General features: G+C 56.8%; 4 protein-coding genes, 2 tRNA genes and 3 rRNA genes. 1 reads left to right on the top strand and 8 read right to left on the bottom strand.

The features are described 5' to 3' along the window. Positions 1 to 18: 18 nt before the first annotated feature. Both AC3D25_RS03250 and AC3D25_RS03245 read right to left on the bottom strand, forming a co-directional pair. On the bottom strand, positions 19 to 1,692 hold the full coding sequence (locus AC3D25_RS03250) for a long-chain fatty acid--CoA ligase (RefSeq protein ID WP_488887048.1): 1,674 nt from the start codon (positions 1,690 to 1,692) through the stop codon (positions 19 to 21). A gap of 127 nt (positions 1,693 to 1,819) precedes the next feature. Further along, on the bottom strand, positions 1,820 to 3,901 hold the full coding sequence (locus tag AC3D25_RS03245) for a molybdopterin-containing oxidoreductase family protein (RefSeq protein WP_488887047.1): 2,082 nt from the start codon (positions 3,899 to 3,901) through the stop codon (positions 1,820 to 1,822). Positions 3,902 to 4,062: 161 nt separating this feature from the next. Between AC3D25_RS03245 and AC3D25_RS03240 the strand changes: the two genes are divergently transcribed. Continuing rightward, positions 4,063 to 5,253 carry a M20 aminoacylase family protein gene (locus AC3D25_RS03240; protein ID WP_488887046.1) on the top strand — a complete coding sequence of 397 codons (1,191 nt, stop codon included), beginning with the start codon at positions 4,063 to 4,065 and terminating at the stop codon, positions 5,251 to 5,253. A 437-nt stretch (positions 5,254 to 5,690) separates the two neighbouring features. Here the strand turns inward: AC3D25_RS03240 and rrf are convergent. From rrf to AC3D25_RS03210, 6 genes are all read right to left on the bottom strand, one after another. Then, positions 5,691 to 5,803: ribosomal RNA gene (gene rrf, locus AC3D25_RS03235) — 5S ribosomal RNA — on the bottom strand. 230 nt (positions 5,804 to 6,033) lie between these two features. After that, positions 6,034 to 8,913: ribosomal RNA gene (locus AC3D25_RS03230) — 23S ribosomal RNA — on the bottom strand. Positions 8,914 to 9,225: 312 nt separating this feature from the next. Further along, a tRNA-Ala gene (locus AC3D25_RS03225) sits at positions 9,226 to 9,301 on the bottom strand. 53 nt (positions 9,302 to 9,354) lie between these two features. Next, positions 9,355 to 9,431, bottom strand: a tRNA-Ile gene (locus AC3D25_RS03220). Positions 9,432 to 9,492: 61 nt separating this feature from the next. Next, positions 9,493 to 11,023: ribosomal RNA gene (locus AC3D25_RS03215) — 16S ribosomal RNA — on the bottom strand. Together the 16S, 23S and 5S rRNA genes with 2 tRNA genes alongside form the textbook arrangement of a ribosomal RNA operon. 505 nt (positions 11,024 to 11,528) lie before the next feature. Beyond that, a complete protein-coding gene (locus AC3D25_RS03210; RefSeq protein ID WP_488887045.1) occupies positions 11,529 to 12,305 on the bottom strand; it encodes an enoyl-CoA hydratase in 777 nt (258 codons plus the stop codon). Between the last annotated feature and the right edge of the window lie 55 nt (positions 12,306 to 12,360).

Raw genomic sequence — 12,360 nt, 5'->3', positions numbered from 1 at the left:
CACTCGTCCGGCGAGCGCTCAGACTTTCCCGTCGCGCAATTCCCGGCGGAGAATCTTGCCCACATTGCTCTTCGGCAATTCGCTGCGAAACTCGATCAACCTCGGCCGCTTATAGCCGGTGAGTTGCTCCTTGCAATACGCGACGACATCCGCCTCGGTCAGCGCCGGGTCCTTCTTGACGATGAAAAGCTTCACCGCCTCGCCGGAATTCGAATCCTTCATGCCGACCGCCGCGACCTCGAACACGCCCGGCAGTTTCGCGACCACGTCCTCGATTTCGTTCGGATACACGTTGAAACCCGACACCAGGATCATGTCCTTCTTGCGATCGACGATCTTCACGTAGCCGCGCTCGTCCATCACGCCCACGTCGCCCGACTTGAAGAAGCCGTCCGGCGTCATGACCTTCGCCGTTTCATCGGGACGATTCCAGTAGCCCGCCATCACCTGCGGGCCGCGAATGCAAATCTCGCCAGCCTGCCCGATCGGCAGTTCGCGGTTGTCGTCGTCGCGGATGGAAATGTCCGTCGACGGGAACGGCAGGCCGATCGTGCCGGTATATTCGGTGGCCGTCACCGGGTTGCAGGTCACGCATGGTGAGGTTTCCGACAGCCCGTAACCTTCCACAATCGGCGCGCCCGTCGTCTGGAACCAGCGTTTCGCGACCGCTTCCTGCACCGCCATGCCGCCGCCGTTCGCCGCCATCAGCTTCGAAAAATCGAGCTTGGCAAAATCCGGATGATTCAACAGCGCGTTGTACAGCGTGTTCACGGCCGGAAACGTGTTGATTGCGAAGCCTTTCAGTTCCTTGATCGTGCCCGCGATGTCGCGCGGATTCGGAATCAACACGCCGATCCCGCCGGTCCGGATGGTCAGCAGCCCGCACACCGTCAGCGCGAAGATGTGATAAAGCGGCAGCGCCACGACGCACACGAACTGGTCGATATCCGGCCGCTTCTTGCGCGCCGGATCGAGCCACACTTCCGACTGCAACACGTTCGCGATCAAATTCCGGTGCAGCAGCGTCGCGCCTTTCGCGACGCCCGTCGTGCCGCCGGTGTATTGCAGGAACGCGACGTCGTCCGGGCTTTGCTGAACGGGGTTAAGCGTGCCGCGCGCGCCCTCGGCGATGGCGTCGTTAAAGCGCACGTGCCCCGGCAAATCCCACGCGGGCACCATTTTCTTCACGTGCCGGACGACGAAATTGACGATCAACCCCTTCACGCCCATCAGGTCGCCCATCGACGCCACCACGACGTGCTTGATCGCCGTGTGCTTCACGACCGCTTGCAGCGTGGTCGCGAAATTTTCGAGCAGGACGATGGCTTCGGCGCCGCTGTCCTTCAACTGGTGTTCGAGTTCGCGTGGGGTGTAGAGCGGATTCACGTTGACCACGATATAACCCGCGCGCAGGACGGCGGCGATCGCCACCGGATATTGCAGCACGTTCGGCATCATCAACGCGATGCGCGCGCCTGGCTTGATGCCACGCGACTGGAACCAGGTGGCGAGTTTGACGGACAGCGCGTCGAGTTCGCCGTAGGTGATGGCGCGTCCCATGCAGACAAATGCGCGGCGGTCGCGGTTCTTCCGGAAACTGTCCACGAGCAGTTCGGAAACCGAGCGGTAAGGCGATGTGTCGATTTCCGCGGGCACGCCGGCCGGATAGGACTTCAGCCAGATTTTTTCCATACGGCGTCTCCTTTATTTGATTTTCGAATGGTCGTGCGGAAAACGAATCCTAACGGCTCGATTCGTTTCCCACAACCGGGTTAGACGCCACATTCGAGACAGCGCGACGCGTTCTTTCCAAAGTCGTTTAGTGTGCCGGTTCAACTTCGACCAGACAGTCATAAAACGTGGCCGAGCCGCCGAGATCGGTGAGCGCCTGGCTCGTGACCTGATTGGCGTTGCGGCCGTCCGGCGCGAGCTTCTTCCACCAGATCGACAATCCGACGACCAAACCCTCGCGCGCACGGTCGGTCACGCGGGCGCGCGCCCGCATCGAGCCGCGATCGTTGAAAATGCGCACCGTCTCGCCGTGCGCGATCTGGCGCGCGCGCGCATCGGCGGGATGAATATCCACATGCGGCTCGCCTTCGGTCGAGCGCAAACTCTCCACATTCACAAAGCTGCTGTTGAGAAAATTGCGCGCGGGCGGCGAAATCATCGCGAGCGGATAGCGGGCCGCCAGTTCCGGCGATCCCTCGGCGGACTCGTAAGGCGGCAGATAATCGGGCAGCGGGTCGTGACCTTCCTGCTTCAAACGCTCGCTGTAAAACTCGCATTTGCCCGACGGCGTGCGAAATCCGCCATTCGCGAACGGCGCCTCGGCCAGCTTCAGTTGCGCCCAGCCCGCGGTTTTAAGCGTCTCCCAGCTTTGCCCGGCGAGCGCGGGATCGTCCCAGCGCAGCGCGCGCGAGGCGATTTCGTCGTCGGTTTCGTAGAGCGCCGGATGCGTCAGACCCATCGCGCGCGCCAGCCCGCGGAAAATCTCGGTGTTCGAGCGCGAATCGCCAACCGGTGCAATCGCCGGGAGATTCGCCATCACGTGCGTGTGACCATACGATTTGTGGACGTCCAGATGCTCGAGTTGCGTTGTTGCGGGGAAAATCAGGTCGGCGTAATCGGCGGTATCGGTCTCGAAATGTTCCAGCACGATGGTGAAGAGATCCTCGCGCGCGAAACCCGCGGCGACCTTTTCGGAATCCGGCGCGACCGCCACCGGGTTCGAGTTATAGACGATCACCGCTTCGACGCGCGGCCCGAAATCCGTGTCACCATCGTGCAGCAACGCGTCGCCAATTGCATTCATATTCACGATACGCGGCAGCTCCGACGGCCAACCGGGCAGCAAGTCCGGCCTTTCCAACGCGACGCCATCGACAGGCGCCCATCCCGACGACGACAGCAACAATCCGCCCGAGCGCTCCCGCCAAGCGCCGGTGAGCGACGGCAGGCAGGCGATTGCGCGCACCGCATTTCCGCCGCCGCGCACGCGCTGCATCCCGTAATTCAGGCGGATTGACGACTTTCGCGTCGAACCATAAGCGCGCGCGAGATCGACAATCGCCTGCTCATCAATCCCGCAAATCCCCGCCGCGCGCGACGGCGGATACTCGGCCGCGCGCGCTTTGAGCCCGTCGAAGCCGAGCGTATGCGCGTCTATAAAGTCGTGATCGATCAGCCCCTCGCCGATTAAAACGTGAATCATCGCAAGCGCGAGGGCGCCGTCGGTGCCCGGCCGCAACGCGATGTGCTGATGGCACTTTTCGGCGGTAAGCGACCGGTACGGATCGATCGCGATCAAACGCGCGCCGCGCCGCTTCGCCTCTTGCGCGCGCGTCCAGAAGTGCAAATTCGACGCGATCGGATTCGATCCCCAAATGAGGATCAGCTCGCTTTCCTCGTAATACTCAGTGTGCATACCGAGGCTCGCGCCGTAGGTATAGCGCAGCCCGGCAGCACCGGCCGCAGCACAAATCGATCGCTCAAGCCGTGACGCGCCGAGTGCGTTGAAAAACCGCGCCGCGATACTTTCGCCCTGCACGAGACCCATCGTTCCCGCGTAGCTGTACGGCAAAATCGCCTCGGGGGCGCGCGCAGCAATCGGCGCCAGCCGATGCGCCGCCAGTTTCAGGGCTTCGTCCCACCCAATCGGTTCGAAGCGCCCTTCGCCCTTCTTCCCGATCCGGCGCATCGGCGTCAACAGACGATCGCGATGATGCGTGCGCTCTGCGTAACGCGTCACCTTCGTGCAAAGTACGCCTTGCGTCGGCGGATGATCCGGATCGCCGGCCACCTTTATTGCGCGGCCGTCCTGAACGGTAACGCGCATCGCGCAGGTGTCGGGGCAGTCATGCGGGCAGACGGCCCGCGCAAATTCGACGGGAGCATTCATCGGAGAGTCCGGGAAAAAGCGGAGAAAATTCGGTGGATTCCGATTTTATTACGGCTTGAGGTTGTCCACCGGGCGAATCGCCAAATAGTGACAGCGTAGAATAAATGGCAACGGGCGCAGATTCACGCGCGATCTTCATAGGCAAACAGAGGTTTTCTCAAATGAACCTGATCCCCGAAATCGAAGCAGCACACGACGAAATCAAGGCACTCCGACGAACGATCCACGCGCATCCGGAATTGCGTTACGAAGAGACCGCCACCGCCAAACTGGTCGCGGACAACCTTGAACGCTGGGGGATCGAAGTGCATCGCGGCTTGGGTAAAACGGGCGTCGTTGGCGTCCTGAAGCGCGGCACGAGCGCGGCTTCGGTCGGATTGCGCGCGGACATGGACGCGCTGCCGATCCAGGAAATCAATACGTTCGGCCATCGCTCGACGCACGACGGCCGGATGCATGCGTGCGGCCACGACGGCCACACGGCCATGCTGCTCGGCGCGGCGAAACATCTGGCCGAGCGGGGCACATTCGACGGCACGGTTGTGTTCATCTTCCAGCCGGCGGAGGAAGGCGGCGCGGGAGCTCGCGCAATGATCGAAGACGGGCTATTTGAGAAATTTCCCGTCGATGCCGTTTTCGGTATTCACAACTGGCCGGGCATGCCGCCCGGACACTTTGGCGTGACGCCGGGCCCGATCATGGCGTCGAGCAACGAGTTTCGCATTAAGGTGAGGGGCGTCGGATCGCACGCGGCCTTGCCGCATAACGGGCACGATCCTGTTTTCACGGCCGTTCAGATCGCGAACGGCTTGCAGGGCATCATCACGCGCAACAAAAAGCCGATCGACACAGCGGTCCTTTCGATCACGCAGATCCACGCTGGCGATGCGATGAACGTAGTGCCCGAGGAAGCGTGGCTCGGTGGAACCGTGCGCACGTTCACGGTGGAGACTTTGGATCTGATCGAGAGCCGCATGCGGAAAATTGTCGAAGCCACCGCGGCCGCGTACGACTGCACCGTCGAATTCGACTTTCACCGCAACTATCCGCCGACCATCAACGATGCCGAGGAAACAAAGTTTGCGGCGACGGTCATGGCCGAGGTCGTAGGCACGGAAAACGTCGACACATCCGTCGAACCGACCATGGGTGCGGAGGACTTTTCGTTCATGCTTCTGGCGAAACCCGGCTGCTATGCGTTTTTGGGCAATGGTGCGGGTGATCATCGCGAGCACGGACATGGCGCGGGGCCGTGCATGTTGCACAACGCAAGCTACGATTTCAACGATGAGCTACTGTCGATCGGATCGACATATTGGGTGAAGATGGCCGAGCGTTTTTTATCGCGATGAGTACTGGTCGCCACAGATGTTTATCGGCGATTGAATGTGCCAGGCATTGAAGGAGCGATCTTAATTCGATTATTGACGCGCTCAGGTGATTGGGTGATTGGGTGATTGGGTGATTGGTGATTGGGTGATTAGTGATTGGGTGATTGGGTGATTGGGTGATTGGGTGATTGGGTGATTGGTGATTGGTGATTGGTGATTGGTGATTGGTGATTGGTGATTGGTGATTGGTGATTGGTGATTGGTGATTGGTGATTGGTGATTGGTGATTGGTGATTGGGTGATTGGGTGATTGGGTGATTGGGTGATTGGGTGAGCGGGTGAGCGGGTGAGCGGGGTGTGCGAGCCAGTAGGACTGCCGGAGATGCGTTGTAAAGCGCGCACAGAAACGCAAAAACCCCACCTTTTTGGGGTGGGGTTTAGGCGATACTGCATAAGGAGCCTGACGATTACCTACTTTCACACGGGAACCCGCACTATCATCGGCGTAGAGTCGTTTCACGGTCCTGTTCGGGATGGGAAGGGGTGGTACCGACTCGCTATGGTCATCAGGCATGACTTGTTGTTGCGTCGTTTCTTGGGAGAAACGTCCACAACCAATCTGGGAAGAAGTAGTCGAACTGCGCAGGTTAAACGCGTTCGGTATTACTGGTGTTACTTGGGCTGTGCTTGTATTGGGCACAACACTTAATCTCAACCTGGGTGTGCATGACGTACCCCCTTCGGGGGTGGTCCTGAGTAGGCGCTACAGCACTCACTCATGACGTAAAACACACTGGTTATAGGATCAAGCCTTACGGGCAATTAGTATCAGTTAGCTTAATGCATTACTGCACTTCCACACCTGACCTATCAACGTCCTGGTCTAGAACGACCCTTCAAGGGGCTCGAAGCCCCAGGGATATCTCATCTTAAGGCGAGTTTCCCGCTTAGATGCTTTCAGCGGTTATCTCTTCCGAACATAGCTACCCGGCGATGCCACTGGCGTGACAACCGGTACACCAGAGGTTCGTCCACTCCGGTCCTCTCGTACTAGGAGCAGCCCCCTTCAAATATCCAACGCCCACGGCAGATAGGGACCAAACTGTCTCACGACGTTTTAAACCCAGCTCACGTACCTCTTTAAATGGCGAACAGCCATACCCTTGGGACCGGCTACAGCCCCAGGATGAGATGAGCCGACATCGAGGTGCCAAACACCGCCGTCGATATGAACTCTTGGGCGGTATCAGCCTGTTATCCCCAGAGTACCTTTTATCCGTTGAGCGATGGCCCTTCCATACAGAACCACCGGATCACTATGACCTGCTTTCGCACCTGCTCGACTTGTCGGTCTCGCAGTTAAGCACGCTTATGCCATTGCACTATCAGCACGATTTCCGACCGTACCTAGCGTACCTTCGTACTCCTCCGTTACACTTTGGGAGGAGACCGCCCCAGTCAAACTGCCTACCATGCACTGTCCCCGACCCGGATCACGGGCCAAGGTTAGAACCTCAAACAAACCAGGGTGGTATTTCAAGGACGGCTCCACCGAAACTAGCGTTCCGGTTTCATAGCCTCCCACCTATCCTACACAGATCGGTTCAAAGTCCAATGCAAAGCTACAGTAAAGGTTCATGGGGTCTTTCCGTCTAGCCGCGGGGAGATTGCATCATCACAAACACTTCAACTTCGCTGAGTCTCGGGAGGAGACAGTGTGGCCATCGTTACGCCATTCGTGCAGGTCGGAACTTACCCGACAAGGAATTTCGCTACCTTAGGACCGTTATAGTTACGGCCGCCGTTTACCGGGACTTCAATCAAGAGCTTGCACCCCATCATTTAATCTTCCGGCACCGGGCAGGCGTCACACCCTATACGTCCACTTTCGTGTTTGCAGAGTGCTGTGTTTTTATTAAACAGTCGCAGCCACCAGTTTATTGCAACCCTCTCACCCTCCTGGCGCAGGCCAGTCAAGCTACAAGGGCGTACCTTATCCCGAAGTTACGGTACCAATTTGCCGAGTTCCTTCTCCCGAGTTCTCTCAAGCGCCTTAGAATACTCATCTCGCCCACCTGTGTCGGTTTGCGGTACGGTCTTGTTAGACTGAAGCTTAGAGGCTTTTCTTGGAACCACTTCCGATTGCTTCTTCACCTAAGTGAATGGCCTCACACCCTTGAATTCCGCGCCCGGATTTGCCTAAGCGCCTTCTCCAATGCAAGGACCGGGACTTCCAACACCCGGACAACCTTCCGCGATCCGTCCCCCCATCGCATCTAACAATGGTGCAGGAATATTAACCTGCTTCCCATCAGCTACGCATTTCTGCCTCGCCTTAGGGGCCGACTCACCCTACGCCGATGAACGTTGCGTAGGAAACCTTGGGCTTACGGCGAGGGGGCTTTTCACCCCCTTTATCGCTACTCATGTCAGCATTCGCACTTCCGATACCTCCAGCGCACTTTTCAATGCACCTTCGCAGGCTTACGGAACGCTCTCCTACCATGCATATAAATATGCATCCGCAGCTTCGGTGACTGGCTTGAGCCCCGTTACATCTTCCGCGCAGGACGACTCGATCAGTGAGCTATTACGCTTTCTTTAAAGGATGGCTGCTTCTAAGCCAACCTCCTGACTGTTTTAGCCTTCCCACTTCGTTTCCCACTTAGCCAATCTTTGGGACCTTAGCTGGCGGTCTGGGTTGTTTCCCTCTTGACACCGGACGTTAGCACCCGATGTCTGTCTCCCGTGATTGCACTCTTCGGTATTCGGAGTTTGCTATGGCGTAGTAATCCGCAATGGACCCCACAACCATGACAGTGCTCTACCCCCGAAGGTGATACACGAGGCACTACCTAAATAGTTTTCGGAGAGAACCAGCTATTTCCAAGTTTGTTTAGCCTTTCACCCCTATCCACAGCTCATCCCCTAACTTTTCAACGTTAGTGGGTTCGGTCCTCCAGTACGTGTTACCGCACCTTCAACCTGGCCATGGATAGATCACTTGGTTTCGGGTCTACGCCCAGCAACTGAACGCCCTATTCGGACTCGCTTTCGCTACGCCTGCCTTAATCAGTTAAGCTTGCTACTGAACGTAAGTCGCTGACCCATTATACAAAAGGTACGCCGTCACCCCTTACGAGGCTCCGACTGTTTGTATGCATGCGGTTTCAGGATCTATTTCACTCCCCTCCCGGGGTTCTTTTCGCCTTTCCCTCACGGTACTGGTTCACTATCGGTCGATCACGAGTATTTAGCCTTGGAGGATGGTCCCCCCATCTTCAGACAGGATTTCACGTGTCCCGCCCTACTTGTCGTACACCTAGTTCTTCCTCGCTGTTTTCGTCTACAGGGCTATCACCTGCTATGGCGGCACTTTCCAGAGCCTTCGACTAACAATGAAGATAAAGAGTACAGGCTGATCCCATTTCGCTCGCCACTACTCTGGGAATCTCGGTTGATTTCTTTTCCTGCGGTTACTTAGATGTTTCAGTTCACCGCGTTCGCTTCGCATGACCTATGTATTCAGTCATGGATACTCCATTAGGAGTGGGTTTCCCCATTCGGACATCTACGGATCAAAGCTCGTTTGCCAGCTCCCCGTAGCTTTTCGCAGGCTACCGCGTCCTTCATCGCCTGTGATCGCCAAGGCATCCACCACATGCACTTGTTCGCTTGACCCTATAACGAGTGTGTCTCCGTGTCCCCGTAGGGAACTTCGCCACAACGCCATAGGTTGAGTATTCGTGTTGCGCCGTATTCCAAAGCAATCTTTCGATTACCTTTTCATACTTTGATACAATCACAACCCTGATCCACCTACTCACACACCCATCTCTAAGTATGCTTTCGTGAATCTCTTTACTACTTCTTCCAGATTGTTAAAGAACGTGCAGCCGATATTAAATAATTAATATCCTCTGACTGGCTCAATCGCCAATGCACAAGATTCAAAACCATTCACCCGAATGGCAAACCCTGTGCATTGAAGATTGGTGGAGGATGACGGGATCGAACCGACGACCCCCTGCTTGCAAAGCAGGTGCTCTCCCAGCTGAGCTAATCCCCCTATTACCATGTCGCTTGAGGGTCCGCACAACACGCATTGCGTTTCGCGTGTCATGGTGGGTCTGGTTGGATTCGAACCAACGACCCCCGCCTTATCAAGACGGTGCTCTAACCAACTGAGCTACAGACCCTTAGCCTGTCTTCTTACAGCCGATAAGCGTGAGCGCTCAACGTTGACGTCTTGAGCTCGAGAAAGGAGGTGATCCAGCCGCACCTTCCGATACGGCTACCTTGTTACGACTTCACCCCAGTCATGAATCCTACCGTGGTGACCGTCCTCCTTGCGGTTAGACTAGCCACTTCTGGTAAAACCCACTCCCATGGTGTGACGGGCGGTGTGTACAAGACCCGGGAACGTATTCACCGCGGCATGCTGATCCGCGATTACTAGCGATTCCAGCTTCACGCAGTCGAGTTGCAGACTGCGATCCGGACTACGATCGGTTTTCTGGGATTGGCTCCACCTCGCGGCTTAGCGACCCTCTGTTCCGACCATTGTATGACGTGTGAAGCCCTACCCATAAGGGCCATGAGGACTTGACGTCATCCCCACCTTCCTCCGGTTTGTCACCGGCAGTCTCCTTAGAGTGCTCTTGCGTAGCAACTAAGGACAAGGGTTGCGCTCGTTGCGGGACTTAACCCAACATCTCACGACACGAGCTGACGACAGCCATGCAGCACCTGTGTATCGGTTCTCTTTCGAGCACCCCTAGCTCTCACCAGGGTTCCGACCATGTCAAGGGTAGGTAAGGTTTTTCGCGTTGCATCGAATTAATCCACATCATCCACCGCTTGTGCGGGTCCCCGTCAATTCCTTTGAGTTTTAATCTTGCGACCGTACTCCCCAGGCGGTCAACTTCACGCGTTAGCTACGTTACTAAGGAAATGAATCCCCAACAACTAGTTGACATCGTTTAGGGCGTGGACTACCAGGGTATCTAATCCTGTTTGCTCCCCACGCTTTCGTGCATGAGCGTCAGTATTGGCCCAGGGGGCTGCCTTCGCCATCGGTATTCCTCCACATCTCTACGCATTTCACTGCTACACGTGGAATTCTACCCCCCTCTGCCATACTCTAGCTCGCCAGTCACAAATGCAGTTCCCAGGTTAAGCCCGGGGATTTCACATCTGTCTTAACGAACCGCCTGCGCACGCTTTACGCCCAGTAATTCCGATTAACGCTCGCACCCTACGTATTACCGCGGCTGCTGGCACGTAGTTAGCCGGTGCTTATTCTTCCGGTACCGTCATCCCCCTCAGGTATTATCCAAGAGGTTTTCTTTCCGGACAAAAGTGCTTTACAACCCGAAGGCCTTCTTCACACACGCGGCATTGCTGGATCAGGCTTTCGCCCATTGTCCAAAATTCCCCACTGCTGCCTCCCGTAGGAGTCTGGGCCGTGTCTCAGTCCCAGTGTGGCTGGTCGTCCTCTCAGACCAGCTACAGATCGTCGCCTTGGTAGGCCTTTACCCCACCAACTAGCTAATCTGCCATCGGCCGCCCCTATAGCGCGAGGTCCGAAGATCCCCCGCTTTCTTCCGTAGATCGTATGCGGTATTAATCCGGCTTTCGCCGGGCTATCCCCCACTACAGGACACGTTCCGATGTATTACTCACCCGTTCGCCACTCGCCACCAGGATTACTCCCGTGCTGCCGTTCGACTTGCATGTGTAAGGCATGCCGCCAGCGTTCAATCTGAGCCAGGATCAAACTCTTCAGTTCAATGCCTGTTACTGTTTTTCGGTTCAGTTAAGAACCGGTCGCTCACTCAACGTACTGACAGATCCTGCTTATCTTTCGATACTCAAAACCTACCTTAATACTAGTGTGAGACTTGATACTTTCGCTTCAAACCAGATCCGAAAATCTAGTCCAACGTCGCGATCAAGCGCCCACACTTATCGGCTGTTAGTTTTTAAAGAACATTCGCAAAACTTGGCGCCTATCTTAGTCGCCCGAACCGCTTCGGCTTACCGCCTCCGCACTTCGTTTTTTGCGTCGCTGCATCTGCAGCAGAGAAACGAGATTATGAAGAACGTTTCGCTTATCGTCAACAAGTTTTTTTAACTTCTAAACTCGCCGACCGCCTCGAAGACCCCGTCCCGCTTGGCTCTCCAGACTTTACGTACCGCCCCGCCTTCCCGCTTCCTTCGCACTCACAAAAGCGCGAAGGACCGAATTCTAGTCACTCGCAACGCACTATGCAAGCGCAATTTCGAGAGAATATCTAGCGGTGTTTAAAGACCGGTTTGCGCTTCTCGACAAACGCCGCCATCCCCTCCTTTTGATCTTCGGTGGCGAAGAGCGAATGGAACAGGCGGCGCTCGAAATGAACCCCCTCGGCGAGGGTGCTCTCATAAGCGCGATTGACCGCCTCCTTAGCCATCATCACGGAGGGAAGCGAAAAACTGGCGATGACCGTCGCTGCTTCGATGGCTTCGTCGAGCAGACGGTCGGCGGCAACTACGCGCGACACTAGCCCGGCGCGTTCCGCTTCGTCGGCGTTCATCATGCGAGCCGTCAGGCAAAGGTCCATTGCCTTGGCCTTCGACACCGCGCGCGGTAAGCGCTGTGTCCCGCCGGCGCCGGGAATCACGCCGAGCTTGATCTCGGGTTGCCCGAATTTGGCTGTGTCGGCGGCGATGATGATGTCGCACATCATTGCGAGTTCGCAGCCGCCGCCAAGCGCGAAACCGGCGACAGCGGCGATGATCGGCTTGCGGATCGTCCGCACGGTTTCCCAGTTGCGCGTGATGTAGTCGCCCTTGTACGTGTCCATATAGGAATAGCCCGCCATCATGCCGATGTCCGCCCCTGCTGCGAACGCCTTTTCGCTGCCGGTGATGACGATCGCGCCGATGTCGTCGTCGGCGTCGTACTGCTTGAGCGCCGCGCCCAACTCGTCCATCAGGGCGTCGTTCAGCGCATTCAGCGCCTTCGGACGGTTCAGCGTAATAAGCGCAACCCGCCCGCGCGCCTCAGTCAGCACGTTCTCGTAAGTCATCGACTCCTCCTTTTAAGGGTTCGCGCGAAATCGCTTCGCGCTGCTATCTCGATAA

The sequence above is a fragment of the Caballeronia sp. SL1002 genome (assembly GCF_057814995.1).
Note: the sequence above shows the minus strand (reverse complement) of the source record. Positions and strands in the feature narration are given on the sequence as shown.

Coding starts and splice junctions, on each gene's coding strand:
- AC3D25_RS03250 (WP_488887048.1), bottom strand. CDS start 1,692: ATGGAAAAAATCTGGCTGAAGTCCTATCCGGCCGGCGTGCCCGCGGAA.
- AC3D25_RS03245 (WP_488887047.1), bottom strand. CDS start 3,901: ATGAATGCTCCCGTCGAATTTGCGCGGGCCGTCTGCCCGCATGACTGC.
- AC3D25_RS03240 (WP_488887046.1), top strand. CDS start 4,063: ATGAACCTGATCCCCGAAATCGAAGCAGCACACGACGAAATCAAGGCA.
- AC3D25_RS03210 (WP_488887045.1), bottom strand. CDS start 12,305: ATGACTTACGAGAACGTGCTGACTGAGGCGCGCGGGCGGGTTGCGCTT.